This window comes from Pseudomonas sp. W5-01, assembly GCF_046540435.1.
In the GTDB taxonomy this organism is placed as follows: Bacteria; Pseudomonadota; Gammaproteobacteria; order Pseudomonadales; family Pseudomonadaceae; genus Aquipseudomonas; species Aquipseudomonas graminis_B.
This window is the reverse complement of the sequence record NZ_JAXCIP010000005.1, coordinates 475,686-502,450: the sequence shown is the minus strand read 5'-3', so window position 1 is coordinate 502,450 and position 26,765 is coordinate 475,686. Positions and strand designations below refer to the sequence as shown.

Genomic DNA, 26,765 nt, shown 5'->3' with positions numbered 1-26,765 from the left:
ACGTAACGTCGGTGACGCATTCAAAAATGCATCATCCCCACGCAGCCAACCAGACGAACCGTCTCAGCCCTGCTCGATGCGGTTTCGCCCCTCGTCCTTGGCGCGGTACAGCGCCTGGTCAGCACGCTTGAGCACAACATCACTGCGCTCACCCTGGGAGAACGCCGTGATGCCCATGGACACCGTGACCGTCACCCGCTCGCCCTTGAAGTGAAACGGGCACTGTTCGATGCCTTCGCGCAGACGCTCCAGCAGCGCCAACCCCTCATCCATCGGCGTGGTCGGCAGCAGGAGCACGAACTCTTCCCCGCCAAATCGCGCAATGAAGTCCGAAGCCCGCAATCGCTTTCGCAGCTGACCGGCGATGATCTTCAGCACCTTGTCACCCGCCAGATGCCCGTAGCCGTCGTTGATACGCTTGAAGTGATCCAGGTCGAGGATGCCGAGCAGCAGGCTTGATTGCTTACGCTGCAGCTGGTCGATCTCTTGCTCCAGCCGCTCGTTCCATGCCGCGCGGTTTGGCAGGCCTGTCAACGTATCGATCAGGGCCTTTTGCCGTTGCTCTTCCAGATGAACCCGGAAGCCCAGCGCCTCCTGCTCCATGGTGGCCACGCGACTGGAGAGGGCTTGCAGGCGGGTAGCGACTTCCTGCTCGCGTTGATCGCGTTGCTGCTGATGATGATCCATGGTGCCAATCAGCCCTTCGAGGCGCCTCTCCAGCACCTGCTTCAAGCTGTCGAGATCGGCCGCCTGCTGCACGCTGATTTGCAGGTCATCGACGTGCTCGCGCAGTTGATGGTCCAGTTGCCGTGACGCCGATTGCTGATCGGCATGGTTTTCGCTGGCTGCGAGCAGGCCACTCTGGAACGACTCCAGCCGCTCATTGAGCTGTTTGAGATAGGCCCCGAATTCATGCTGGCCGCTGTCAGTGACGGCGAGCATCAGCACAGCAAGGTCGTCGAGGATCGGCAGCAGTTCGTACCAGTTCAGCCCATGCTCCAGCCGGACGCGCATGGCATCGGCTTGCGCACGATGGTGTTCGGGCAGCGTCAGTTCATCGAGCAGACCCAGCAGCGTTTCTTCGATGTGGGCGGCGACCGAGCTGTAACTTGGTTCGGGCGAGGAGGGCAGCGCGTAGGGGCTGTCTTCTTCGGCGGCGGTCTCATCAGGCTCGTCGTCTTCAGCGAGGATATCGATGTCGTCGGTAATAGCGACGGTTTCGTCGGTCTCTTCAGGGTCGGGAGAGGGCGCTTCAGCCGCAGGCTCGGAAGCTTCGGCGTGTGAAGACTCGGCGGCGGAGGGCTGCGGGACGTCAGCGGTGTGGAGCGGCGCCTCGGGCTCTTCGTCTGACTGGGCCGGCTCGGACTCGGACATTACCCGCTCGACTGCAACTTCCGGGTGGGACTCCGGGATGGCGCGCTCAGGCTCTTGGGCGACAGGCTGGGGAACCGGCGGGACGGTGCTGCGAAGTTCCGCCTCCAGTTCGGTGTTCTCTGGGGCAGCCTCCGGCATGGCGGATGAATGCTGCAGCGCATCATCAGAAACCTGCACCCCGGCCGGTTCGTTAACTGGATGGGCCAACGGGGCTGAATCATCACCTTCGCTGCCAGCCTCACGGTGACTGCCGAACAATCGCTGCAGAAAACCCGGACGGGACGCTTCATCCGGGTGTTCGATCTGCGACAGCGCCTGCCCTTGAAGTCCGCTCAACTCGCTTAACAGCAGCGGCAGCTCACGGGCCTGATTGATGCGATCTTCCAGGCCCTTGGCGAATCGCTTGAGCGGCTTGCTGACGTCCTTCGGCAACGGCAATGCCTGCAGTTGCGCGACCAACGACGTCAACGCCGTGCCCATTTGCTCGACGCGCTGCTCGCGACGCTGCTCGGATTCCAGCACCGCTTTTTCCAGGCGCGGAATCAAGGCGGCCAGGCCTGCGTCCATGTCGTCCTTGCGAACAATCTCACGCATTTCCTTCATGCATGCATCAACGGCCTTGTCGGCACCTTCGGCCGCCAGGCTGCTGCGCACGAGGCCTCGACGCAGCAAGTCGAGCCGCGCATTCCAGCGCCGCTCCAGTTTGTCTTGCTGCTCGATGCTCTTGAGGTACTTTTCTTTCCAGCGCTGCGCTTCGTCGGTCATTCCACAGGTCCGCGAGGAGATGTGCTTGTTATCGGCAGCGAGTCACCGATTAATGAGGCCGGCAAGCGAATCTCCACCGCGACGGGCAGATGATCGGAAATGGGCTGGGCCAGCACCTGCACTTTTTCAAGGGTCAGGGTCGGGCTCAGGAGGATGTGGTCCAGGCATCGTTGGGGACGCCAGCTGGGGAAAGTCGCCTCAACCTGGGGTGCAAGCAAGCCGAGATCGCGCAGTGGCGAGGTTTGCAGCAGGTCATTGGCGTGGGTGTTCATGTCGCCCATCAGCACCTGATGCCGATAGCCGCCAATCAGCTCGCGAATGTACGCCAGCTGCCGTGTGCGGGTCCGTGCGCCCAGTGCCAGATGCATCACCACCACGACCAGTGCATCCGGGCCTTCGCCGAAACGAACGAGAATGGCGCCACGCCCGGCCGGGCCCGGTAGCGGATGGTCTTCGATGTCCCATGGACGCAAACGGCTGAGCACGCCATTGCTGTGCTGGGCGAGGCGCCCGAGGTTTCGATTGAGTTGCTGATGCCAGTACGGAAACGAACCGAGCTGGGCGAGGTGTTCGACCTGATTGATGTAGCCAGAGCGCAGGCTGCCACCGTCGGCTTCCTGCAACGCGACCAGATCATAGTCACGCAGCAGATCGCCGATTTTCTGCAGGTTCCCGGCTCGACCGTTGTGGGGCAGCAGATGCTGCCAGCCCCGGGTCAGGTAGTGCCGGTAGCGTTCGGTGCTGTTGCCCACCTGGATGTTGAAGCTGAGCAGGCGAAGCCGACCGTCGGCCGGCAGGCCCGTCTCGTGAAGATGATGCTCGTTGACCTTCGGCGTGTGCCGGGCAACGACCCGTTCAGTAGTTCCCCAGCGCGCCATGGTCAGCCCTTACTTGGCGGTCAGCGTCGCGCGTTCTTTGGCGATCAGCTGATCGGCCACTTGCAGCGCCTGCTCCGGACCACCGGCAGTGCCGAGGTCAAAGCGGTACTTGCCGTTGACGATCATGGTCGGGACGCCCGTGATTTCGTACTTCTTGGCCAGTTCCTTGTATTGGGCGATCTTGCCCTTCACAGCGAACGAGTTGAAGGTTTCGAGGAACTTGGTCTTGTCGACGCCCTGGGTGGCGACGAACTCGGCCATGTCATTCGGGTCTGTCAGACGCTTGCCGCCTTTCTGAATGGCGTCGAACACGGCGGTATGGACTTTCTTTTCCACGCCCATGGTGTCGAGGGTAATGAATAGCTGGCCATGAGCGTCCCAAGGGCCGCCGAACATGGCGGGGACGCGGATGAAGTGCACGTCAGCGGGAAGTTTTTCAGCCCATGGATTGATGACGGGCTCGAAGGCGTAGCAGTGCGGGCAGCCGTACCAGAACATTTCGACGACTTCGATCTTGCCCGGCTCGGAAACAGGAACAGCGCTTTTCAGCTCGACGTATTGCTTGCCGGCTTCGATGGGCTCTGCTGCTTGAGCGGTCAAACCGAACAGGCTGGTAAAAATCAGAGCGGCGCTGAGAATCAGATTACGCATGCTTAACTCCTGGGCATGGAAGGTCACTTCGGTGGCCGCGGTTCGACCGGCCGAGGTGATATGAGTTCGCAAGTGTAACGCCTGCGGCCACAAAAAAGGGCAGCCGTTCGCTACCCTTTTTGGCCCGTCCGAGCAGGTCTGCCGGCAATTTGTTTTACCAGCCGTGTCCGTCAGGATCGCGCGCCAGACGCTCAATGCAGCCCTTGAATGTACGCCGCCAGCGCCTCGATATCCTTATCGTTGAGCTTTGCGGCGATGGTGCGCATGACCAGGGTGTCGCCGTCATTGATGCGGTCACCTTTGCGGAACGCTGTGAGCTGTTTCTTGATGTACTCGGCGTGCTGCCCGCTCAGGTGCGGAAAGCCTGCCGTTGCAATGCCCGCGCCGTTTGGTGAATGGCAGCCGATGCAGGCCGGCATGCCCTGATCGAGCTTGCCGCCGCGAAACAGCGCTTCACCAGGCGCGACGAGATCGGGATCGGCAGTGCCGACGCTGCCTTTCTGACCGGCGTAATAAGCGGCGATGTCGGCCAGGTCCTGATCGGTGAGCGGGTTCAGCTGGCCGGTCATTTCCAGCACAACCCGATTCCCGTCCTTGATGTCGTGCAGTTGCTTGAGCAGATACCGCTCGCCCTGGCTGGCGAGCTTCGGGAAGATGGGCACCAGGCTATTGCCATCGGGTCCGTGACAAGCGCCGCAGACAGCCGTCTTTGCTTGCCCGGCGACCGGGTCGCCCACTGGCGAGTCAGCGGCCTGCGCCAAGCCATTCAGGCTCAGGGTCAACAGCAGACTCGAGAGAAATGCGTTCATGGGTTGATCCGATGCGGCTGAGAGTGTCGCCTTCAGGGCTAACTGTCTTGAGGGGGCGGCCTGTATTTGTGGGTCTGAGGTTACGCGCCATGGGGGTTTCGCTTCGGCAATGCCCTCACCGGGGTCGGACAAGGCACACATGAAATCTGCGGCATTATATACTCGCGCCCATTGAACGGAAAACGACACCCCGTTGCCGCGCACGCCGCAACGCCCTCACCGGATATCCCATGCAACTCAAGAACCCAATTCTCGGCCTGTGCCAACAAGCCAAGTTCATGCTCAGCGCTGCCAAAGTCGACCAATGCCCGGATGACGAAGGCTTTGAAGTCGCCTTCGCCGGCCGCTCCAACGCTGGCAAATCCAGCGCGTTGAACACCCTGACCCATGCAAGTCTGGCGCGCACCTCGAAAACCCCGGGGCGTACCCAGTTGCTGAACTTCTTCAGCCTGGATGACGACCGCCGCCTGGTCGACTTGCCGGGCTACGGTTACGCGAAGGTGCCGATTCCGCTGAAGCTGCATTGGCAGCGCCACCTGGAAGCCTATCTGGGCGGCCGTGAAAGTCTGAAGGGGTTGATCCTGATGATGGACATCCGCCACCCGATGACGGACTTCGATCTGCTGATGCTGGATTGGGCCATCGCCAGCGGCATGCCGATGCACATTTTGCTGACCAAAGCCGACAAGCTGACCTTCGGCGCGGCGAAGAACACCCTGCTCAAGGTCCAGTCGGAAATCCATCGGGGTTGGGGTGACGCCATTAGCATCCAGCTGTTTTCGGCACCCAAGCGCATGGGCCTGGAAGAGGCTTATACCGTGCTGGCCGACTGGATGCAGCTGGAAGACAAGGCACCGGCGGCCTGAATCGCAGGCAAAAAAAACCCCGGACTTCATGTGGGGAGGGGAAGTTCGGGGTCCAAGTCCAGACCTCTCGGGAGGGATCCGGATATCTGCCAACACTTAACACAACATAGGAGCATGAATGGCTACGTCAGCCATTCGCAAACTCAGACCGGAGTTTGTCCGCCGAAGTTCAAAACCGGCGGAAATTTTATGGATGCCGCAGTTCCGATTCCGAACAGAATCGGAACGACCAGGCCGTATTAATGCGCCTCGTCCCAGTTATTCCCCACACCCACTTCGACCAGCAGCGGAACATCCAGCTCGGCCGCGCCGCTCATGTGCACGCGGATGTCTTTGCTGATCTGCTCGACCAGATCTTCACGCACTTCCAGCACCAGTTCATCGTGAACCTGCAGGATGACGCGAGCATCCAGACCTGACGCTTCCAGCCAGCCATTCACCGCCACCATCGCTCGCTTGATGATGTCCGCCGCCGTACCTTGCATCGGCGCGTTGATCGCCATGCGTTCGGCACCTTTGCGCAGCGCCTGGTTCTTCGCGTTGATGTCCGGCAGGTAAAGGCGACGACCGAAGATGGTCTCCACGTACCCTTGTTCCGCCGCCTGAGCACGGGTGCGCTCCATGTAATCCAACACGCCCGGATAGCGCGCGAAATAGCGATCCACGTACGCCTGGGATTGCTTGCGATCGACACCGATCTGCTTGGCCAGCCCGAATGCGCTCATGCCGTAGATCAGACCGAAGTTGATCGCCTTGGCGCTGCGGCGCATGTCATTGGTAACGTCCGTCAGTTCGACACCGAACACCTCGCCCGCCGTTGCACGGTGGACGTCCAGGTCATTACGGAAGGCGTGCAATAAGCCTTCGTCTTTGGCCAGATGCGCCATGATCCGCAGTTCAATCTGCGAGTAGTCCGCCGCCAGCAGTTTGTAGCCCTGGGGGGCAACAAACGCCTGACGAATGCGACGACCCTCGGCGGTCCGGATCGGGATGTTCTGCAGGTTCGGGTCGCTGGAGGACAGACGCCCGGTCACCGCCACCGCCTGATGGTAGGAGGTGTGAATTCGCCCGGTGCGCGGGTTGATTTGCTCCGGCAGGCGGTCGGTGTACGTGCTCTTCAGCTTGCTCATCGAGCGGTACTGCATCAGCACTTTCGGCAGCGGATATTCCTGCTCGGCCAGTTCCGCGAGCACCGCTTCAGCCGTGGACGGCTGGCCGGTGGCGGTCTTGCTGATGATCGGCATGCCGAGCTTTTCGTAGAGAATCACACCGAGCTGCTTGGGCGAGCCGAGATTGAATTCTTCACCGGCGATGGCGAACGCTTCGCGCTCAAGCTCGGTCATTTTGTTGCCCAGCTCGACGCTCTGATTGCCCAGCAGATTGGCATCGACCAGAGCGCCTTGACGCTCGATACGCGCCAGCACAGGCATAAGTGGCATCTCGATGTCGTTCAGCACTGGCGCCAGACTCGGGGTCTTGGCCAATCTGTCCTGCAGCACCTCATGCAGGCGCAGCGTCAGGTCAGCCTCTTCAGCCGCATACGTACCCGCCTGCTCCAGCGCGATCTGGTCGAAAGTCAGCTGTTTTACGCCCTTGCCCGCGATGTCCTGAAAATTGACCGGTGTGTGATCCAGGTACTTGGCGACCAGGCTGTCACGGTCGTGACGCGTCGCAGTGGAGTCGAGCACGTAGGATTCGAGCATCGTGTCGAACTTGACGCCCTGCACGTTGATGCCCTGGCTCTGGTCACCATCAATGGCGCAGTTGGCCAGCAGGTTGATCGCAAACTTGGCGTGCTGGCCGACCTTGATTTTGCTCGCGTCCTCCAGCATGGGCTTGACCGCTTTCAGTACCGCGTCGCGATCCAGTTGCTGCTGCACGCCCATATAGGAATGGGTGAGCGGGATGTAACAGGCTTCGTGGGTCTTGATCGCAAACGACAGGCCGACGATTTGCGCGCGTTGGGCATCGGTGCCGTTGCTCTGCACCACAAAAGCGAACAACTGAGCGGCTTTCAACTTCTTCAGCCAGTCGTCGAATTGGGTTTGCTCGAGAATGAGTTCGTAGTTGGCCTCGATGACAGGCGCTGGCTCGGCAGCAGGGACGACTTCCGCGCCTTCCTGGCGAGCGTCACGCTGCAGATCAGTGATCCAGCTCTTGAATTCCAGCTCGGTGTAGAGCGCCATCAGCGCCTCACGGTCAGGCTCGCCGCAGTGCAGGGCGTCGAGCTCTATGTCTAGCGGCACGTCGATCTTGATGGTCGCCAGCTCGTAGGACAGGAAGGCCATTTCCTTGTGTTCTTCGAGCTTGGCCGGCAGGGATTTAGCGCCCCGAAGCGGCAGCGCTGCCACTTTGTCGAGGTTCGCGTAAAGCTCTTTCAGGCCACCGTTGATGCCCACCAACAGGCCCGCTGCGGTTTTCTCACCGACACCGGGTACGCCGGGGATGTTGTCGACCTTGTCGCCCATCAGCGCCAGGTAATCGATGATGTGTTCCGGGCCAACACCGAACTTCTCCTTCACGCCGGCGACGTCCAGCACACTGCCGGTCATGGTGTTGACCAGCGTGATGTGGCCATCGACCAGCTGCGCCATGTCCTTGTCACCGGTAGAGATGACCACCGGACGGTCGGCGGCCGCGCTGCTGCGCGCCAAGGTGCCGATCACGTCATCGGCCTCCACGCCCTCAACGCACAACAGCGGATAGCCGAGGCCTCGCACGCAGTTGTGCAGGAAGTCGATCTGCACGCGCATGTCGTCCGGCATGCTGGGGCGGTTGGCTTTGTATTCGCCGTACAGCGCGTCGCGGAACGTTCCGCCCTTGGCATCGAAAACCACGGCAAACGGGCTTTCGGGGTACTGCCTGCGCAGGCTTTTGAGCATGTTCAGTACGCCCTTGACCGCACCGGTGGGCAGGCCTTTGGAGGTCATGAGCGGCGGCAGCGCATGGAACGCGCGGTATAGATAAGAAGAACCGTCCACCAGGACGAGGGGCGCAAGACTCATGTGCAAGATCAACCTTTTCGGCGGGGTCGGCGCTAGAATGCGCGGACCGTTGACGACAAAGGCACAAGGTTATCATGCGCGCGCTGAATCGCCTGTTACTGCTCGGCGGGTTGATCGCCTGTCCGTGGCTGGCGGTCGCGGCGGACGATGAAGCGCCGTCGGCAGAGCCTGATGTGACGATTCGTCAGGACAGCGATGGCTTCATCAAGGAGTATCGTGCGAACGGATTCGTGTACGCCGTGAAGATCACGCCCAAACACGGCAAGCCGTATTATCTGGTGCGCGCCGATGGCACAAGTGGTCAATTCATCCGTTCGGATCAACCGGACATGCTGATACCCCAATGGGTACTATTCAGCTGGTAACGCCCTACATTCACTCTCTTGCTGGCAGTCTTCTATGTCCGTTTTTACTCCCCTGGCTCGGCCCGAGCTGGAAGCTTTTCTCGCCCCGTACGGGCTTGGCGCCCTGCGTGATTTTCAGGGCATTGCCGCTGGAAGTGAAAACACCAATTTCTTCATCAGCCTGGAGCAGGGCGAATTCGTGCTGACCCTGGTCGAGCGCGGTCCGGTTCAGGAGATGCCGTTCTTCATCGAACTGCTGGACGTTCTCCACGACGCCAACTTGCCCGTACCCTACGCGCTGCGCACCACCGACGGGCAGGCCCTGCGCGAGCTGAAAGGCAAACCGGCGCTGCTGCAACCGCGTCTGTCCGGCAAGCACCCGGCCCAGCCCAACACCCAGCACTGCGTGCAGATCGGCGAATTCATGGCGCACATGCACGTGGCGACGCGCAGCGAGACTGTCGAGCGCAAAACAGATCGTGGTCTGGACTGGATGCTGGAGGAGGGCGGTAATTTCATCTCTCACCTAGACGAGGCCCAGGGCGCGCTGCTGACCAAGGCGATCGAGGAAATTCAGCGTCGCAAGGCGGCAATCATGGCGCTGCCGCGGGCCAATCTGCACGCCGACCTGTTCCGCGACAACACGCTGTTCGAAGGCACCCACCTGACGGGCGTGATCGATTTCTACAATGCTTGTTCCGGACCGATGCTGTACGACGTGGCGATTGCCGTGAATGACTGGTGCTCGTTTGAGAACGGCACCATTGATGCGCCGCGCGCCCGGGCGTTTCTGGGTGCTTACGCTGCTCTGAGGCCATTCACAGCCGCCGAAGCCGAGCTGTGGTCGACGATGCTGCGTGTGGGTTGCGTGCGCTTCTGGCTGTCACGCCTGATCGCCGCCGAAACATTCGCCGGTCAGGACGTGCTGATCCATGATCCGGACGAATTCCGCAAACGCCTGGAACAGCGGCAGGAAACCCACATTCCGTTGCCGTTTGCGTTGTAGACATCATAAACGCTTCGTGAGCAAGCTCACTCCCACAGGGACCGTGGTTCAACTGTAGGAGTGAGCTTGCTCGCGAAGGCGTTGGCACAGGAGTTAAAGACTCTCCAGACACCCCGCCAGGTCATCCGCCAGCTTGCTCAGCAATTGCTCGTAACCCTCGGCAGTGGCGGGTGTGTAGCCGCCCAATCCGTCCAGTTCAGCCAGTTTGACCGGCAAGCCCGCACTCAACGTGTCGGCCAGACGCGGGCGAAGGGGCGGTTCGCTGAACACGCAGGTCTTGCCGAATTCGGTCAGCCGCGCACGCATGGCGGCGACGTGCTGGGCGCCCGGCTGAACCTCGCTGCTGACGGCAAATACGCCCGCATGCTTGAGCCCGTAGGCTTCTTCGAAATAATCAAACGCCTCGTGGAAGACGAAATACTGCTTGCCTGAAATGCCGGCGACACGCTGTTTGATCTTGGCGTCCAATGCGTCAAGGCGTGCGTCGAAGGCCTTCGCGTTGCTCTCATAACGTGCCGCATTGGCGGGATCTGCCTGACTCAAGTCAGCGGCCATCTTTGCCGCAATCACCCGAGCATTGACCGAAGACAGCCACAAATGCGCGTCAACGCTGCCCGGGCGGTGATCGTGGTCATGCTCGTCTTCGTCATCATCGTGGTGCTCGGCGCTGGCGGTGAAATGGCGCAGGTGCATACCGGGCAACGACTCGACCGGGACCGATGCCTTGCTGCGCCCGGACAGCACGCGAGGCAGGAATGTCTCCATATCAGGGCCGATCCAGTAGAGCAGATCGGCTTCCTGCACGCGCCGTACGTCGGACGGGCGCAGCGCATAGTTATGCGGTGAGGCGCCCGGCGGAAGCAGGACTTCCGGCACAGCAATCCCGTCCTGTACGGCAGCAGCGATCAACTGCAGCGGCTTTATGCTGGTCAGTACGCGGACGCTGGCTTCGGCGGCAGTGACGGTTGAAAAACCGGTAATAAATACGACAAAAAGTAAAAAAAGTCGGGACACGATAACCACTCATGGGGGCAGGAACGGGTAACATAATAACGTCTCTCTCAAAGGCCGTCGCCGCTCATGTCTAAAACACCCCTGGCCAGTCGCCCCCACGATCACTCTCACTGCGTGCACAGTGCGCTCACTGAAGCCGACACGCTGTGCGCGGGCAAAGGCCTGCGGCTGACGGCCCTGCGTCGTCGCGTGCTGGAACTGGTCTGGCAGAGCCACAAGCCGCTGGGCGCCTACGACATCCTCGCCGTTCTCAGCGAAGAAGATGGCCGCCGCGCCGCACCACCTACGGTGTACCGCGCGTTGGACTTCCTGTTGGAAAACGGCCTGGTGCACCGCATTGCGTCGCTGAACGCCTTCGCCGGCTGTAACCATCCGACCCACGCGCATCAGGGCCAATTTCTGATCTGCCGCGAGTGCCACGCCGCCATTGAGCTGCAGCACGGCAGCATCAGCTCGGCCATCGTCGACGCTGCCAATGAGGTCGGCTTTGACGTCGAGACCCAGACTGTTGAAGTGGTCGGCGTCTGTGCCGGGTGCAAGGCCGCCTGATGAGCGATGCACTGATCCGCCTGAAGGACGTCAGCGTGACGCGCGCCGGCCAGAGCGTGCTGGAACATATCCAGCTGAGCGTCAATTCAGGCGAAATCGTCACCCTGATCGGCCCCAACGGCGCGGGCAAGACCACTCTGGTGCGCGCCGTTCTGGGGCTGCTCAAGGCAGACTCGGGCGAAATTTGGCGCAAACCGAAACTGCGCGTCGGTTACATGCCGCAGAAGCTGCACATCGACGCCACGCTGCCGCTGTCGGTCCTGCGTTTCCTGCGTCTGGTCCCCGGCGTTGATCGGGACACCGCGCGGTCAGCGCTGATCGAGGTCGGCGCAGAGAAGGTCATCGACAGCCCGCTGCAAGGGATTTCCGGCGGCGAGATGCAGCGGGTGTTGCTGGCGCGAGCGCTGTTGCGCAAGCCAGAGCTGCTGGTGCTCGACGAGCCGGTGCAAGGCGTTGATGTCGCCGGGCAGGCCGAGCTGTACGCGCTGATCACTCAGCTGCGCGACCGGCATCAATGCGGCGTGCTGATGGTTTCCCATGACCTGCATCTGGTCATGAGCACCACCGATCAGGTGGTCTGCCTCAATCGCCACGTGTGCTGCTCCGGTCACCCCGAGCAGGTGAGTAATGATCCCGCCTTCGTGGAGCTGTTCGGCCTGAACGCCCCGAATCTGGCGATCTATCACCATCACCACGATCACGCCCACGACCTGCATGGCGAAGTCTGCCAACCCGCGCAGGCTCACGTCCACACCCACAATCACGACCACGGGGACAGCTGCAAGCATGGCTGATTTTCTTCTTTACGCCTTGCTCGCAGGCCTCGCGTTAGCGGTAGTGGCAGGTCCTCTGGGGTCTTTCGTGGTCTGGCGGCGCATGGCCTATTTTGGCGACACGCTCTCCCATGCCGCGTTGCTCGGCGTGGCCTTGGGCTTTCTGCTGGACATCAGCCCGACGATCGCCGTGACCGTAGGCTGCCTGCTGCTGGCGGTGTTGCTGGTGACCCTGCAGCAGCGCCAACCGCTGGCGTCCGACACACTGCTGGGGATTCTCGCACCAAGCACTTTGTCGCTGGGTCTGGTGGTGCTGAGCTTCATGCGTGACGTGCGTATCGACCTGATGGGCTATCTGTTCGGCGACCTGCTGGCTATCAGTCCGAACGATCTGGTGTGGATTCTCGCGGGCAGTGCGTTGGTGCTGGTGCTGATCTGTGCGCTGTGGCGGCCGCTTCTGGCCATCACCGTGCATGAAGAGCTGGCGACGGTCGAAGGGCTGCCGGTGGCGGCCCTGCGCATGACGTTGATGCTGCTGATCGCCGTGGTCATTGCGGTGGCCATGAAGATCGTCGGCGTTTTGCTGATTACCTCACTGCTGATCATCCCCGCCGCTGCGGCACAACGTCACGCCCGTTCGCCGGAGCAAATGGCTGTGGGTGCGAGCATCATTGGCGTGATTGCGGTGTGCGCGGGTCTGGCGCTGTCCTGGTTCAAGGACACCCCGGCAGGCCCGTCTATCGTGGTCTCGGCGGCGGCGCTGTTTCTGCTCAGCTTCCTTTTGCCCAAGCGGTAGAACCTTGGGTAGCAGGCAGAGTCATACTCCGCAATAATCCAATGGCGGCAATGTGCAATGACTCCTTGCGCGGCCACCGATAGTGATCAGTTATTTTCGGTGCAAGTCAGTTGTGTGTAGACTTGCTCGTTTTTTGCGCAAATAGAGAATCGCAGGAATGAAGCCGTTCGCATCCCGTTATCTGCTGCTTGCTGCATTTTCCATCCTGTTGGGTGCTTGCCAGAGCAAGCCCGTCGAGCAGCCCGCATCTGTGGCTGCGCCCGATGCCTATCAGCAGCTGGAACAGAACATCGCCAGCAGCGAGTTGGCAACCGCCGAAGATCAATTGGCGGCGCTGCAAAGCAAATCTCCGGACGATCCCCGACTCGAGCAGTACCAGCGTCAATTGGCTGAGGCCTATTTGAGCCGCAGTCAGATCGTGCTGCAAAAAGGCGACATGAATGCCGCCGCGACCGCGCTCAGTCGTGCTCGTGCCCTGATGCCAAAGGCCCCGGCGCTGACCAGTGGCGTCAACGGTGCCATCGCCCACGCGCGTAAGGCCGAGCTGGAAAAGGCCGAGGCTGATCTGCGGGCTGCGGAGGCCAGGCGCAAGGCGAAAGTGATTGATCCGAGCGCCGAGAGCACGACCATCGAGTTGAAGCTGGGGGACATGAAGCAACTGCGCCGTCAGTTGAGTGACATCGCTGAGGACGTGACTGCCTTCAACTGCGACGTCACCGTGCAGGTGCCGCGTACCGACGACTACCCTTGGCTGGCAACGCTGCTGACCAAGCGCGTGACGAAGATCAACCCGGACTTCGAGTTGCAGATGCAGCGTGAAATCGAGCGTACCGAACCTGCGAAGATCGTGTTGAAGCCCGCTCAGCCCTGATCGGTCTTTGATCAAAAGAAAAGGCGTTGCCCTCGCGGGCAACGCCTTTTTTGTTACTGCCAGCCCTGCAGATTACGCAGGAATCGCTTTCGCTTTCGGCTCACGAGCCCAGACGCGGTGCTGCTGGATCGCATCGAAGAACGCCTTGAAGGAGGCTTCGTCCGAAACGGTCAGCAAGCCGGCATCGGCTTCCAGTCGCAGCAGGTCGATCAATTTCTGCGCGTCGCCCGCGTAGGCGATGGCTTTGAGGTGCTTGTACGCCTCAAGCACGTAGTGCAGTGCCACGCCGTCGCCGCTCAGGGCCTTGATCGAAGCTTCGCCGCCCGGGATGAACACAGCGTCGAACGCGACCGATGGCAAACCTTCCATCGAAGCATCCACTGCCAGGGACGCGCCACTCGCGGTTTTGACCGGCGCGGAGGTAGGACCCAGCACCTTGGCGTGTGCGCCTTTGGCTTCCAGCGCCGATTTCATCGTCGCTACAGCTTTGTCGTCAACACCGTTCGCGACGAGGATAGCGACTTTGCGCGAAGCAATGTCAGCAGGCAGCAGGTTCGCCTGGCTCAGCAGAGGCGAGCTGTCGACGCTCAACTTGCCGTTGCCTTGCGCCTTGACGGTAGCCGCTTTCGGGGCGGGCAAGCCAAGATTTTCAGCCACACGCGCAGCCAGTGTGAGGTCGATATTCGCGAGAATCTCGTTCACCTGACGGGCGCGAATGTGCTCACGCTCCACCTTGCCCAACTCGAAGCTGTACGCCGCGATGATGTGCTCTTTCTCGTGCTCGCTCATGCTGTTGAAGAACAGCGTGGCTTGGGTGAAGTGATCGCCAAACGACGGGCTGCGCTCACGCACTTTGTGCGCTTCGATGCGTTCTGGATACGTCTCGAAACCGCCATCCTCCGGACCTGCAGGGGTTTCTTTCGGCCAGCCGCCGTCGATCGAGTTCGGCTCGTAGGAAGCGCGACCCTTGTCGATGGTAGTGCGATGCTGAGCATCACGCTGGTTGTTGTGGTTCGGCGAGACCGGACGGTTGATCGGGATCTCGTGGAAGTTCGGCCCACCCAGTCGGCTGATCTGCGTATCGGTGTAGGAAAACAGCCGACCTTGCAGCAGCGGATCATTGGAGAAGTCGATACCCGGCACGACGTGGCCTGGGCAGAACGCAACCTGCTCGGTCTCGGCGAAGTAGTTGTCCGGGTTACGGTTGAGCACCATCTTGCCCAGCGGTGTTACCGGCACCAGCTCTTCCGGAATGATTTTGGTCGGGTCCAGAATGTCAAAGTCGAACTTGTGCTCGTCTTCCTCGGCAACGATCTGAACGCCCAGTTCCCATTCCGGGTAGTCGCCCATCTCGATGGACTCCCACAGGTCGCGGCGGTGGAAATCGGTGTCCTTGCCCGCAAGCTTCTGCGCTTCGTCCCACACCAGAGAGCACGTACCGTACTTAGGCTTCCAGTGGAATTTGACGAACGAGGATTTGCCCTCGGTGTTGATCATGCGGAACGTGTGAATGCCGAAACCCTGCATGGAGCGCAGGCTTTTCGGAATCGCACGGTCGGACATGGTCCACAGCACCATGTGCGCGGACTCCGGCACCAGGGAAACGAAGTCCCAGAAGGTGTCGTGGGCCGAGCCGCCCGTAGGGATCTCGTTATGAGGCTCTGGCTTCACCGCGTGTACAAAATCGGGAAACTTGATGGCGTCCTGAATGAAGAACACTGGCATGTTGTTGCCGACCAGGTCGTAGTTGCCTTCGCCGGTATAGAACTTGACCGCGAAACCGCGTACGTCACGGACCGTGTCACCAGAGCCGCGTGGGCCCTGGACGGTGGAAAAGCGCGTGAAGACGGGGGTTTTCTTGCCCGGGTCGCGCAGGAACTCAGCTTTTGACAGCGCCGAATGGTTCTCGTAGGTCTGGAAGTAACCGTGAGCCGCCGTGCCGCGTGCGTGGACGATACGCTCCGGGATACGTTCGTGGTCGAAGTGGGTAATCTTCTCGCGCATGATGAAGTCTTCAAGCAGCGACGGGCCGCGCGAGCCGACTTTCAGCGTGTTTTGGTTGTCGGAGATCTTTACGCCCTGATTGGTACGCAAAGCCTCGCCGGTGGCGTCGGAGCGGAAGGTTTCAAGGCTTTCGATCTTGGCGTTGGTATTGCCACGATCCAGCGTGTCAGTGCCAGCCAGTTCACTGTTGGCGGTGGCGCTAACAGGTGGATTGGTGTTCTTACTCATCAGACAAAACTCCTCGGTTCGGACGGCTCCCTGTTCGGCGTTCCATGGTGTGGAGGCAGCAGGAGCTCGCAGGCGGCAACGCCTGACACGAGGTCAGGCATTATTCAGGCGCTAAGTAAGTGACTGACGATGAAATCAGCCGTTCCGTTTGTTTTTCGGATTCATCGATTTCCTTCGTCAGCCCGACAGTCGGCTGTGCATATGACCGTTCGGCAGGTGCAGTGTGAAATAAATGATAAGAAGGCTGGGCCCAATCCGGATTCGACAGGCTAAAATGCGCGCCCGGTTTACCCAGCCGAAGCCGAAATGGCATCGCTCAGCAGCGTGATGAAGGCATAAGTCTCCACGCTGATTTTTCAACGCGCCCCACAAGGTTCGCTCCGTGATCGAGTTCCAGAACGTCCACAAAACCTATCGGGTTGCCGACCGGGAAATTCCCGCGCTGCACCCCACCAGCCTGCGCATCGAAAATGGCCAGGTGTTTGGCCTGATTGGCCACTCCGGCGCTGGCAAGAGCACCATGCTGCGCCTGATCAACCGCCTTGAAGCACCGAGCGGCGGCAAGATTCTGGTCGATGACGTCGATGTCACCGCGCTGGACGCCGATGGATTGCGCGGCTTCCGCCGTCAGGTCGGCATGATCTTCCAGCACTTCAATCTGCTGTCGTCCAAGACGGTCGCCGACAACGTCGCCATGCCGCTGACGCTGGCCGGGGACATGTCCCGCGGGCAGATCGATCAGCGCGTGGCCGAGCTGCTCGCCCGCGTGGGGCTTTCCGATCACGCCAGGAAATACCCGGCACAATTGTCCGGCGGTCAGAAGCAACGCGTCGGCATCGCCCGCGCGCTGGCGACCAAGCCGAAGATTCTGCTGTGCGACGAGGCCACCAGCGCCCTTGACCCGCAAACCACGGCCTCGGTGTTGCAGCTATTGGCCGAGATCAATCGCGAACTGAAGCTGACCATCGTGCTGATCACCCACGAAATGGACGTGATCCGTCGCGTCTGCGATCAGGTGGCGGTCATGGATGCGGGCGTGATCGTCGAACAGGGCGCCGTGGCCGATGTGTTTCTGCACCCCAAGCACCCGACCACTCGCCGCTTTGTGCAGGAAGACGAAGAGGTCGACGAAAACCAGGTGAACAGTGATTTCGCCCATGTTCAGGGCCGCATCGTGCGCCTGACGTTTCAGGGCGAAGCGACCTACGCGCCATTGCTGGGCACGGTCGCGCGGGAAACCGGCGTGGACTACAGCATTCTGGCCGGTCGTATCGACCGCATCAAAGACACGCCTTACGGGCAACTGACGCTGGCCATCACCGGTGGTGACATGGACGCCGCGTTTGCCCGCTTCACCGCAGCCGACGTTCATATGGAGGTCCTGCGCTGATGGACACTTTTCTCAACCTGTTTTCCAACGTCGACTGGTACGAAATCTGGCTGGCGACCGGCGACACCCTGATCATGCTCGGCGTCTCGCTCGCCTTCACCGTCCTGCTGGGCTTGCCCCTCGGCGTGCTGATGTTCCTGACCTCGCCGCGTCAGTTGCTCGAGAACAAGCCGGTCTACACCACCGTCGGCTTGATCGTGAACATGCTGCGGGCGTTGCCGTTCATCATCCTGCTGATCGTGATGATGCCGCTGACGGAAATCATCACCGGCACCTCGCTGGGCATTCTTGGCACGCTGCCACCGTTGATCGCAGGCGCCACGCCATTCTTCGCGCGCCTGGTGGAAACCGCGCTGCGGGAAGTGGACCGCGGGATCATCGAGGCCACTCAGGCGATGGGCGCGACGACCCGGCAGATCGTGATCAAAGCGCTGTTGCCTGAAGCACGACCCGGCATTCTCGCGGCAATCACCGTGACCGCAATTGCGCTGGTGTCGTTCACGGCCATGGCCGGTGCGGTCGGTGCCGGTGGCCTGGGCGATCTGGCGATTCGCTATGGTTACCAACGCTTCCAGAACGATGTGATGTTTGTAACGGTCGTATTGCTGCTGGTGCTTGTGCAGATCCTGCAAACCGTCGGCGACAGACTGGTCGCGCATTTTTCACACCGTTAACCGAATTCGCCGGTCACTGACCGGCAGATGCATGCGACTGCGCGTGCATTTCAGGAGTAGTAGAAATGAAGAAGTTGTTGGCTGTATTCGCTGCCGTGGCGGCGCTGTCTGCCCATGCCGATGAGACCTTGACCGTTGCGGCCTCCGCCGTGCCCCATGCCGAGATTCTCGAGTTCGTGAAGCCGATGCTGGCGAAAGAGGGCGTGACGCTGAACGTGAAGGTCTTCAACGATTACATTCAGCCAAACGTGCAGGTCGATCAGAACCGCATGGACGCCAACTTCTTCCAGCATCAGCCGTATCTGGATGAGTTCAACAAGGGCAAGGGCACTCATCTGGTGAGTGTGGCCAAGGTTCACATCGAGCCGTTTGGCGCTTACTCGGACAAGCTCAAGAGTCTGGCCGAGCTGCCGGATGGCGCCAACGTGGCCATCCCGAATGACGCCACAAACGAGGGCCGTGCCCTGTTGCTGCTGGTCAAGGCCGGTCTGATCACCCTGAAGGATCCGACCAGCATCACCGCCAAGCCAAGCGACGTGCAGCAGAACCCGAAGAACCTGAAGTTCCGCGAGCTGGAAGCGGCGACCCTGCCACGCGTACTGACGCAGGTGGACCTGGCGCTGATCAACACCAACTACGCCCTGACTGCCAAACTTGATCCGACCAAGGATGCGCTGATCATCGAAGGGGCGGAGTCGCCTTACGCGAACATCCTGGTGACCCGCGAGGACAACAAGGATGCCCCGGCCATCCAGAAACTGGTCGCCGCGCTGCACAGCCCGGAAACCAAGGCGTTCATCGTTGAGAAGTACAAAGGCGCCGTGGTCCCGGCGTTCTGATCGCCACACGCCCATGATCTCGGCGCAATGCCGAGATCAGTCCTTACTTCCTCTCAACCAGCCCCGGCAACTGCGCTACCAGCTTCTGGCTGTTCAGCGGCGCGCGGATGAACCCGCGCTGGGTGCCGTCAGGGCCGAGGAGGGCGAGGTTGCCGCTGTGGTCGACCGTATAGCCCGGCTTACTGGTGTCCGCCGGGATGTACGGGATGCTCACCGCATTCGCCAGGTTCTTCAGCGTATCGACCGGCGCCCTCAAGCCGACGAACCCCTTGTCGAAATAACCCAGGTATTGCTTGAGCTGTTGCGGCGTGTCGCGATCAGGATCAACGCTGACCAGCACGATGCGCAGCTCGTCGACGGTCTCAGGGGGCAGCTCGCTTTTGATCTGACGAAGCTGGGCGAGGGTGGTCGGGCAGATGTCCGGGCAGAAGGTGTAGCCGAAGAACAGCACCGTCCATTGACCCTTCAACTGGCTCAATGGAAAGGGTTGACCGTCCTGATCGGTGAACGAGAGATCAGGCACAGTGCGGCTCTGCGGGAGAAGGATGATGCCCGCGTCGTTAAGCGCGGTCTGATCGCCCTGTTCCGTTCCGGACAACACCCGGAAGACGGTCAGACCCAGCACCAGCGCCACGGTGGCGGCAAGGATGAAAACGATTTGTTGGGTTCGGGTCATGAGTTCAGCACATTGATAGTCCACGAGCGCGCGATTATGCACATAAGCATGAAGCTGTTATGACAATTACGTCTTAGGGCCATTCGTGAGCAGGCTAATGTATGAATTCCCTATAATGACCGCCTGGTTTCACTGCCTATGGAGCATCCATGAACACCGCCGCATTGCGCGAGCAGATCACCCGAGCTCAGGAACACGAAGCCCAATCCGGTCAGCTCTCGCGCCAGTTGGAGTCGCAACTTCCTCATCTCCACCCGTCCATTCACCTGCCTGACGTAGACGCGCGAGGCGTACTGACGCGCTTTGTCATTGCCTACATTGGTCAGGTTCCGGACTTGCTGGACGCTGCCCATGACGTCGCGTTGCAGGCCGGAATCGAAAGCCAGATCAGACCAGTCCTGAAAATCGCCGAGCAATTCTTCACGGCGCCGCCGGCCATCATGGCGGGCCACGAAGGGCTGGATGGGTTGCTGGACGAAGCTTACCTGGCTCACCGGCTGGTGGAAGAAGTGAACGATCTGTACATCAAGCACTTCGGCCAGCCGCTGATACCCATGAATACCACCGTGGCCAGCGTCATCGCCCACCAACTGATCGGCGAGGCCTTCGCCAATCAGCTCGACGAAGTGGTGCATCACGCCATCGACGAGATGCTCGACGACGACAGCTTCTCCCTGGAGTCAGTGGAAGCCTACCGCGAGCGCCTCGCCAGCCCGGACACCGACGCAGCATGGAAACGCTGGCCCAGCCTGTCACGCCAGCTGGGCGTGGGGCTGGAGATGGAATGCGGGAAAGACTGATCCCGCACGCCCCTCACGCGGACCTTAATGCAGCGCTGTTCCTCCAATCGACGTGCGGATCCTTCCCTCCACGCGACGCTTGAGCAGCCGCTGCTCCAGCAGTAAACGCGAACCCTGTGCTGCATTGGCGCGGCCCCACTCTTCCAGCAGCTCCAGGCAGGAATGGTCGATGTAGGTCAGGTTGCCCAGCGGGACATGCAGCGTGGTGCCAGGGGGCACGGTTTCCAGCGTCTGGGTCAGGGCCGGCACCTTGAGGAACGTGGCCGAACCATTCAGGCGCAGCTCCATCTCCCCCTCGGCTGGCAGATCGACGAGATTGATCTTCAATCGCGATGCATTCAGCGCCAGCTTCACCAGGGTCAGGCCAAAGCCGATCAACACACCCGTCAGCAGGTCGGTCAGGACAATCGCGCTGGCGGTCGCGCCATAGATGAACATCGGCATGCGGCCATAGCGCCCCAGCCCTTTGAGCGCTTGAACATTCACCAGCTTCACGCCGGTGTAGACCAGCACGCCTGCCAGGCTCGCCACAGGAATGCTTTGCAGCACACTGGACAGCAACAGCACGAACGCCAGCAGCCACAAACCGTGGAACATTGCCGACAGCCGCGTCTTGGCACCGGCCTGGACGTTGGCCGAACTGCGCACGATCACGCCCGTCATCGGCAGCGCACCGACCAGACCGCACAACATGTTACCCACACCCTGGGCGCTGAGTTCTTTGTCGAAGTCCGACCGCTGGCCGTCATGCATCCGATCCACCGCCGCTGCCGACAACAGGGTTTCAGCGCTGGCAATGAAAGCCACGGCAATCGCCGCGATCAGGATGGCAGGGTCAGCGAGGTTCAGCAGGTCTGCGGGGCGCAGCCAGTCGATGGCCTCTGCAAGATTGGCTGGAACCTCGACGCGCTTGACCTGCAAGCTCATCACCAGACTCACCACCGTCGCAATGCCGACGCCGAGCAACGCGCCCGGTACGAACCGAAGTGCATGGGGCCGACGCTTTTCCCACAGCCACATCACGGCGATGGTGCCCAGCCCGAGCAGGCCGGCCTGCATGGCGCTGCCCATTCCCATCGCACCCATGAGGGTCTGCGGGAACGCCACGAGATTATCGAGCCCGGAAGGCTTGGGCCCACTGTCGAACATAACGTGGACCTGGGAGAGCACGATCAGCACGCCGATGCCCGCGAGCATGCCGTACACCACCGCAGGCGCCGTCACACGAAACCAGCAACCGAGCTTCAAGCGTCCAGCCAGCAATTGCAGCGCACCGGCGAGTAGCAGAATCGGCCCGAGCATGGCCATACCGTGTTCACGGACCAGCTCGAACACCAGCACTGCCAGACCTGCCGCCGGGCCGCTGACCTGAAGCGGCGAACCGGCCAGCCAGCCCACCACCAGACCGCCGATGATGCCGGTGATCAGACCCTTGGAAGGAGGCATGCCGGAAGCGATGGCGATACCCATGCACAGCGGCAGGGCCACCAGAAAAACCACCACGGAAGCCAGCAGCTCCCGTGGTAACAACGCTTTCAGATCAGTAGTAGCCATGACGACTCTCCGGAATTCAGACGTGACAACGCCCGGCGGCACGCGCTATGCGCGGCCGCTACGAGCTTGTATGGGGGTGGAACCGTCAGGGCCGACGCCGCTGCGCTCAGGCGCAGCGGGTCAGCCAGCGATCAATATCGCCCGCGGGGAATCGACGCCATGGGCACCGGATGGTCGCCATCCAGAGGCAGGAAGCAATCCTGCTCGGCATCGTAGGCGCGGATCTCGCTTGTCTCGATGTCGTAAACCCAACCGTGGATAAACAATTGGCCGCTGGCCAGCTTGGACGCCACGGAGGGGTGCGTGCGCAGGTGTTGCAGCTGTGCGATGACGTTTTCTTCGGTGAGCACGTGCATGGTTTCATGCTCGCCGGTGCAATTGCAGTTGTCTTGCACAACGGTCTTGGCGACCTCGGCGTGACGCAGCCAGGCTTTGACCGTCGGCATTTTTTCCAGGGTGTCGGGGTTGAGAACGGCGCGCATGGCCCCGCAATCGGAGTGGCCGCAGACGATGATGTGCTGAACGCCCAAGGCCAGAACGGCGTACTCGATCGCCGTCGACACGCCGCCATTCATGGGGCCATAAGGCGGGACGACGTTACCCACGTTGCGAGTGACGAACAGGTCGCCTGGCGAGCTCTGGGTGATGAGTTCCGGGACGATGCGCGAATCGGCGCAGGTGATGAACATGGCCCGGGGATGCTGGGCGGTGGCGAGCTTCTTGAACAGTTCTTCCTGCTGAGGGAAGACGTCATGGCGAAATTGCTTGAAGCCATCAACGATTTGCTTCAGTGCCATCTCGGCGGTTTCCACCTGAGGCGTAACGCCTGTCGTCGCAGCCTGAGGCTGCTTATCCTGGTCACTCATGTTTCATCCTCTCTGACGGATTTAAGTGAATTTTCCGGCGAATCCTGTGGATGACCCACTCTTTTCTGGCCTTCTTACGACTCGTTTCCTACAAGACCAATCGGTCACTTCCGACTCACCTTAACGACGCAAACTTAATTGAAACTGAATGCGTGGCTCTAGATCGCGGGTCTTGCGTTAGAAAATCTAAACCGCAAGCGCCTGTCGTGTTGAAACCCAGTTAGGACGCCACCCGAGTCACAACAGCGACATCTGACCACCGAGCGGGCAAAACGCGCTGCAGTCCAGCTGAAAACTTTCCCGCCGGTTCAAGCCGTACTTCTTGATGGCCAGGCTGTAACGCTGCGCCAGCAGTTCGGCGAACACCCCCTCACCGCGCATTCGCGAGCCAAAGCGGCTGTCGTACACCTCACCGCCGCGGCTTTGTCGAACCAGGCTCATCACATGTTCGGCCCTTTGCGGATAATGCGCCTGCAGCCACTCTTCGAACAGCGGGGCGACCTCCAGCGGCAGACGCAGCATTACGTAGCTCGCACTCAATGCACCGGCGGCCTTGGCCTCGGCCATCAACTTCTCCAGCTCCATGTCATTGATCATCGGGATCATCGGCGCCAGCAAGACGCCCACCGGAATACCGGCGTCGCGCAAGACCCGAATCGCCCGCAGCCTGGCCCTGGGCGCCGCAGCACGGGGTTCAAGGATGCGCTTGAGCTCATCGTCCAGCGTCGTGAGGCTGATGAACACTGATACCAGCCGCAGCTTCGCCAGCTCGGCCAGCAGGTCCAGATCCCGCAGAATCAGCGAGCCCTTGGTGATGATCGTCACCGGATGGCGATAGCGCAGCAGCACTTCCAGCGTCGCCCGGCTCAATGTGTATTCGCGCTCGATGGGCTGATACGGATCGGTATTCGCGCCCAGGGTGATCGGTGCGACGCTATAGCCTGGCTTGGACAGCTGCTGCTCCAGCAGGGCAGCCGCATTGGTTTTGGCGATCAGTCTGGTTTCGAAGTCCAGCCCCGGCGACATGTCCCAGTAGGCGTGGCTCGGCCGGGCGTAGCAGTAAATACAACCGTGTTCACATCCCCGATACGGATTGATCGAGCGGTCGAAAGGGATGTCGGGCGATGAGTTGCGCGCGATGATGCTCTTGGCGGTTTCCAGCGTAACGGTGGTGCCCTGGGTCAGCGGCACTTCCTGATACCAGCCGTCGTCTTCGACCACGGATCGGTTGGGCGCGAAGCGGTTATGCGGGTTGGTCGCGGTGCCGCGCCCGCGTGGGGGCAACTGAATGGACATGACGGCTCCTCGATAACTGGTTATGCATACAGTATCGCGAAATACCTATTTCCCTCACGCTCAGACCCTGAAAAAAACCCCGGCACCGATCAACGGCTTTCACCAACTTTTGACGCGCGCCTCACAGCGCCTTGACCCAAGGCAGCGAAAACTTGCCCCATCGATAAATGGCTGGTTTCCACGGTACGTCTTCCATGCGCCTTCGCCCGCTTGCTGTTCAACTCGCCCTGCTACTGGCGGTATCATCTGCCTCCCTCGCTCGAGCCGACGATGCTTCACCGGCGCAATCATCACGCCCGGCGCAGTGGGCGCAACTCGTGGATGCGCACTACAACCTCTACCAGATCACGCCAACGCTTTATCGCAGTCGCCAGCCGGACGCTGCAGTACAGCCGCTTCTGCAGCAGCTTGGCGTGCACACAGTGATCAACTTCCTCAAGGAAAGTGACAGTAAATGGCTGTCCGACACGTCCGTCGAGCAGGTGCAGATTCCGCTGCAGGTGGTGCACATCGACGATGCCGATGTGATTGAAAGCCTGAGGGCTATCCAGGCCGCGCAGCAAAAAGGGCCGGTACTGATTCACTGCAAGCATGGCCTGGACCGGACCGGTCTGGTGGCAGCGATGTACCGCATCGTTGCTCAGGGCTGGAGCAAGCAGGCAGCCCTCGATGAGATGCAACACGGCGGCTACGGCGACCAAGACAGCCTCAAGCGGGGAATTGCCTACATCAACACTGTCGACGTGGCGGCGTTGAAGTCAGCGATGGACAGCGGTGCGTGCAGCACGAGCGTATTTGCCCTTTGTGCCATCAAAGGGTTGTCTCACAAAGTGGGCATGATCAACTAAGGGTATGCCCCCTCCGTTGGCAATCAACGGTGCCTGATTGCTCTCAACGCCTTTGCATCTTGCAATACACCTGAACAGCGCAAAGTTTGCACTGACGCAAAACACAACTACTACTCAGCAGGTGCCAATCACGGCATGGAGGCAATCAACGCTTACCGGAAACACCCTATCGAAAAGGATTTCGACAATGACATTCAATTACTCGACGTGCGCGCTGGCGACGCTCTTGAGCATCGGCACACTTGACGCATACGCGACGACGCTCGACTCACGAAACAAACCATTCAACGAATACAGCTGGGTCACCACCCACAATTCCTATGAAAAGATCAACCAGAACCTGAAGGAGATGCCGGCCCAGCTCAATGATGGTGTCCGGGGTTTCATGCTTGATCTCTATGTGGAAGGTTCAAACCCTCGCCCCGAAGAACGTATCAAAGTGTGCCATCAGCAAATTGCCTGCTATGGACCGTTATCTGCCCAATTAAAAAAAGAGTTTCTGCCTTTCCTCCAGAGGAATCCAGGGGAGGTGGTGACGCTGTTCCTTGAAACGTACGTTAAGCGGGAGCATTTGCAGGAGGTGTTCAATACGTTGCCGGAACTGGCGAGTATTTCATTCGACCCTGCAAACTTCGCGGCGGACCGTTGGCCGACGATCAACCAGATGGCGGCACGCAATAACCGCTTGCTCCTGTTCACGGACAAACGCGAGGTCGCAGGCGACTACTGGGTTCAGGGCAAAAAGATCACGGTCATGTTTGATCAGGACTGGATGCTGCAGAACCATTGGGACACCTTGGGGAACATCGCCAGCAGCATCGAAAGTACTCATGACTGGGCATGTCCAACGCGATGGGGCGGTTTACCCCTCAACACCGCAAAGGTTGCCACCTCGACGGGCAAGCAGTGGAAACGGTTGTTCCTCATGAACCAGTTTCACCCGGGCACATCGACCGTCTTCGATTCAGCCAGCTACGACAACAATCTGACCTACCTCAAGCGCCGCCAGGACAACTGTGGTGTTGTCCCCAACTACGTTGGTATCAACAATTACAAGAGCGGTGAGGCGGAGCGTTATACCGCTGCGCTCAACAACGGCGGCATCTTTCTGCATGAAGGTCCAAATGCCAGTCGGTCCCAGGACATTGTGTGCGTGGTTCCCGTTCGCCCCGGGGTGGTTAATCGCAAGGTTCATGGTTGTGAAAATGATGAGGCAAGGTCGATGTCCTTGTCGGGTGTTGCCAGTGGAACCCGCATTCAGTTGTTCGACAGTGGCAGTGGCAATACCCAGGACGACCACATCACCATCGACGTGAAGCGCAACATCGGAATTGGCGAGCGTGTGGTCATCCCGAGCTTCGAGTCCGACGCGAGCAACAGCAACTTTCAGGCAGTTTATAACCGCAACAACGGGCTTGATGGCAAGACTTCACGCATTGTCATTGGCCGGACCCCCACCGACTTTTCGGACGCATCCGTGGCGTTCTACGAGGGCACTAACGCCAGTCAGAATCTGGACTGCGTGATTCCTTTCAGTTCGAGCTACACCATGAAGATGAAGAGCAACAGCTTTGGCTGCTCCAACGACGAAATCAAGTCGGCGCGCATCATCAAAGCCAAAGCGGGTACGTCTTTCACGCTCACGGGCCATCCCGAGGGTAATTTCAACGAGGGTCGCACGACGGTGGAGGTCCTGCGCGACATTACTCTTCCTGTAGTCATCCCGGGGTTCAACAGCAGCTATTCAAACGCCGATATTAAAGTCACGAATTACACCAAGGCCGTCGGTGGCAAAATCTCCTTCGCCTATATCAACGGCGCCCGGTAATCCGCAAACGCAAAAAAAAAGGGGTACCCATTACAGGTATCCCTTTCTTTATCAGAGATCA

At 60.3% G+C, this 26,765-nt stretch carries 24 protein-coding genes; 13 read left to right on the top strand and 11 right to left on the bottom strand.

Translation table 11 applies throughout. The annotated features are described in order from the left end of the window. Nucleotides 1-63: 63 nt before the first annotated feature. The 4 genes from SLW75_RS19085 to SLW75_RS19070 form a co-directional block, all read right to left on the bottom strand. Nucleotides 64-2,139, bottom strand: coding sequence for a diguanylate cyclase (locus SLW75_RS19085; RefSeq protein WP_410935163.1), 2,076 nt, complete (start codon nucleotides 2,137-2,139; stop codon nucleotides 64-66). Continuing rightward, on the bottom strand, nucleotides 2,136-3,017 hold the full coding sequence (locus SLW75_RS19080) for an endonuclease/exonuclease/phosphatase family protein (RefSeq protein ID WP_065987938.1): 882 nt from the start codon (nucleotides 3,015-3,017) through the stop codon (nucleotides 2,136-2,138). Before SLW75_RS19080 ends, SLW75_RS19085 begins: the two co-directional genes overlap by 4 nt. 9 nt (nucleotides 3,018-3,026) lie before the next feature. Beyond that, the gene (locus tag SLW75_RS19075) at nucleotides 3,027-3,668 is read right to left on the bottom strand and encodes a thiol:disulfide interchange protein DsbA/DsbL (protein ID WP_037017094.1); all 642 of its coding nucleotides are present in this window, start codon (nucleotides 3,666-3,668) and stop codon (nucleotides 3,027-3,029) included. A 191-nt stretch (nucleotides 3,669-3,859) separates the two neighbouring features. Then, on the bottom strand, nucleotides 3,860-4,477 hold the full coding sequence (locus SLW75_RS19070; RefSeq protein WP_065987939.1) for a c-type cytochrome: 618 nt from the start codon (nucleotides 4,475-4,477) through the stop codon (nucleotides 3,860-3,862). 230 nt (nucleotides 4,478-4,707) lie between these two features. On the opposite strand from SLW75_RS19070, the gene yihA reads away from it, so the two are divergent. After that, entirely contained in the window at nucleotides 4,708-5,343 is a 636-nt protein-coding gene (gene yihA, locus SLW75_RS19065; protein ID WP_410935162.1) for a ribosome biogenesis GTP-binding protein YihA/YsxC, read from the top strand. Nucleotides 5,344-5,582: 239 nt separating this feature from the next. Here the strand turns inward: yihA and polA are convergent, their stop codons facing one another. After that, nucleotides 5,583-8,348 (bottom strand): DNA polymerase I, encoded by a 2,766-nt coding sequence (gene polA, locus SLW75_RS19060; protein ID WP_410935161.1) that lies wholly within the window; start codon nucleotides 8,346-8,348, stop codon nucleotides 5,583-5,585. Nucleotides 8,349-8,422: 74 nt separating this feature from the next. On the opposite strand from polA, the gene SLW75_RS19055 reads away from it, so the two are divergent. Beyond that, nucleotides 8,423-8,713, top strand: a complete 291-nt coding sequence (locus tag SLW75_RS19055) for a DUF2782 domain-containing protein (RefSeq protein WP_065987944.1) — start codon at nucleotides 8,423-8,425, stop codon at nucleotides 8,711-8,713. Nucleotides 8,714-8,747: 34 nt separating this feature from the next. Further along, nucleotides 8,748-9,698 (top strand): homoserine kinase, encoded by a 951-nt coding sequence (locus tag SLW75_RS19050; RefSeq protein ID WP_065987946.1) that lies wholly within the window; start codon nucleotides 8,748-8,750, stop codon nucleotides 9,696-9,698. A 93-nt stretch (nucleotides 9,699-9,791) separates the two neighbouring features. Here SLW75_RS19050 and znuA read toward each other — a convergent pair whose 3' ends face one another. After that, nucleotides 9,792-10,721: a zinc ABC transporter substrate-binding protein ZnuA gene (gene znuA / locus SLW75_RS19045; protein WP_065987948.1), complete on the bottom strand. Its 930-nt coding sequence runs from the start codon at nucleotides 10,719-10,721 to the stop codon at nucleotides 9,792-9,794. 57 nt (nucleotides 10,722-10,778) lie between these two features. On the opposite strand from znuA, the gene SLW75_RS19040 reads away from it, so the two are divergent. The 4 genes from SLW75_RS19040 to SLW75_RS19025 all read left to right on the top strand — a co-directional run bounded on the left by SLW75_RS19040 (nucleotide 10,779) and on the right by SLW75_RS19025 (nucleotide 13,701). Next, nucleotides 10,779-11,261 carry a Fur family transcriptional regulator gene (locus tag SLW75_RS19040; RefSeq protein WP_410935160.1) on the top strand — a complete coding sequence of 161 codons (483 nt, stop codon included), beginning with the start codon at nucleotides 10,779-10,781 and terminating at the stop codon, nucleotides 11,259-11,261. Then, nucleotides 11,261-12,055 carry a zinc ABC transporter ATP-binding protein ZnuC gene (gene znuC, locus SLW75_RS19035; RefSeq protein ID WP_410935159.1) on the top strand — a complete coding sequence of 265 codons (795 nt, stop codon included), beginning with the start codon at nucleotides 11,261-11,263 and terminating at the stop codon, nucleotides 12,053-12,055. Before SLW75_RS19040 ends, znuC begins: the two co-directional genes overlap by 1 nt. After that, nucleotides 12,048-12,830, top strand: coding sequence for a zinc ABC transporter permease subunit ZnuB (znuB, locus tag SLW75_RS19030; RefSeq protein ID WP_410935158.1), 783 nt, complete (start codon nucleotides 12,048-12,050; stop codon nucleotides 12,828-12,830). Before znuC ends, znuB begins: the two co-directional genes overlap by 8 nt. A 157-nt stretch (nucleotides 12,831-12,987) precedes the next feature. Beyond that, nucleotides 12,988-13,701 (top strand): PA5502 family lipoprotein, encoded by a 714-nt coding sequence (locus tag SLW75_RS19025; protein ID WP_410929769.1) that lies wholly within the window; start codon nucleotides 12,988-12,990, stop codon nucleotides 13,699-13,701. 72 nt (nucleotides 13,702-13,773) lie between these two features. Here SLW75_RS19025 and katE read toward each other — a convergent pair whose 3' ends face one another. Further along, nucleotides 13,774-15,933: a catalase HPII gene (gene katE, locus SLW75_RS19020; RefSeq protein ID WP_410929768.1), complete on the bottom strand. Its 2,160-nt coding sequence runs from the start codon at nucleotides 15,931-15,933 to the stop codon at nucleotides 13,774-13,776. A 382-nt stretch (nucleotides 15,934-16,315) separates the two neighbouring features. Between katE and SLW75_RS19015 the strand changes: the two genes are divergently transcribed. From SLW75_RS19015 to SLW75_RS19005, 3 genes are all read left to right on the top strand, one after another. Then, nucleotides 16,316-17,323 (top strand): methionine ABC transporter ATP-binding protein, encoded by a 1,008-nt coding sequence (locus SLW75_RS19015; RefSeq protein ID WP_410935157.1) that lies wholly within the window; start codon nucleotides 16,316-16,318, stop codon nucleotides 17,321-17,323. Continuing rightward, on the top strand, nucleotides 17,323-17,997 hold the full coding sequence (locus tag SLW75_RS19010) for a methionine ABC transporter permease (protein WP_065987960.1): 675 nt from the start codon (nucleotides 17,323-17,325) through the stop codon (nucleotides 17,995-17,997). Before SLW75_RS19015 ends, SLW75_RS19010 begins: the two co-directional genes overlap by 1 nt. A gap of 65 nt (nucleotides 17,998-18,062) precedes the next feature. Further along, nucleotides 18,063-18,836, top strand: a complete 774-nt coding sequence (locus SLW75_RS19005; protein ID WP_065987962.1) for a MetQ/NlpA family ABC transporter substrate-binding protein — start codon at nucleotides 18,063-18,065, stop codon at nucleotides 18,834-18,836. 43 nt (nucleotides 18,837-18,879) lie between these two features. On the opposite strand, the gene SLW75_RS19000 is transcribed toward SLW75_RS19005, so the two are convergent. Then, a complete protein-coding gene (locus SLW75_RS19000) occupies nucleotides 18,880-19,512 on the bottom strand; it encodes an SCO family protein (RefSeq protein WP_410935156.1) in 633 nt (210 codons plus the stop codon). Nucleotides 19,513-19,661: 149 nt separating this feature from the next. Here SLW75_RS19000 and SLW75_RS18995 point away from each other — a divergent pair, with 149 nt between their 5' ends. Next, nucleotides 19,662-20,312, top strand: a complete 651-nt coding sequence (locus SLW75_RS18995) for a hypothetical protein (protein ID WP_410935155.1) — start codon at nucleotides 19,662-19,664, stop codon at nucleotides 20,310-20,312. A gap of 24 nt (nucleotides 20,313-20,336) precedes the next feature. Here the strand turns inward: SLW75_RS18995 and SLW75_RS18990 are convergent, their stop codons facing one another. The 3 genes from SLW75_RS18990 to SLW75_RS18980 all read right to left on the bottom strand — a co-directional run bounded on the left by SLW75_RS18990 (nucleotide 20,337) and on the right by SLW75_RS18980 (nucleotide 24,028). Further along, complete coding sequence (locus SLW75_RS18990; protein WP_410929766.1) at nucleotides 20,337-21,866, bottom strand: SulP family inorganic anion transporter; 1,530 nt, start codon at nucleotides 21,864-21,866, stop codon at nucleotides 20,337-20,339. A 131-nt stretch (nucleotides 21,867-21,997) separates the two neighbouring features. Beyond that, complete coding sequence (locus SLW75_RS18985; protein ID WP_410929792.1) at nucleotides 21,998-22,663, bottom strand: carbonic anhydrase; 666 nt, start codon at nucleotides 22,661-22,663, stop codon at nucleotides 21,998-22,000. Nucleotides 22,664-22,969: 306 nt separating this feature from the next. Continuing rightward, the gene (locus SLW75_RS18980) at nucleotides 22,970-24,028 is read right to left on the bottom strand and encodes a PA0069 family radical SAM protein (RefSeq protein ID WP_410935154.1); all 1,059 of its coding nucleotides are present in this window, start codon (nucleotides 24,026-24,028) and stop codon (nucleotides 22,970-22,972) included. 194 nt (nucleotides 24,029-24,222) lie between these two features. Between SLW75_RS18980 and SLW75_RS18975 the strand changes: the two genes are divergently transcribed. Then, on the top strand, nucleotides 24,223-24,876 hold the full coding sequence (locus SLW75_RS18975; RefSeq protein ID WP_083233060.1) for a dual specificity protein phosphatase family protein: 654 nt from the start codon (nucleotides 24,223-24,225) through the stop codon (nucleotides 24,874-24,876). A 187-nt stretch (nucleotides 24,877-25,063) separates the two neighbouring features. Beyond that, nucleotides 25,064-26,704 carry a hypothetical protein gene (locus SLW75_RS18970; RefSeq protein WP_410935153.1) on the top strand — a complete coding sequence of 547 codons (1,641 nt, stop codon included), beginning with the start codon at nucleotides 25,064-25,066 and terminating at the stop codon, nucleotides 26,702-26,704. Nucleotides 26,705-26,765 lie beyond the last annotated feature (61 nt).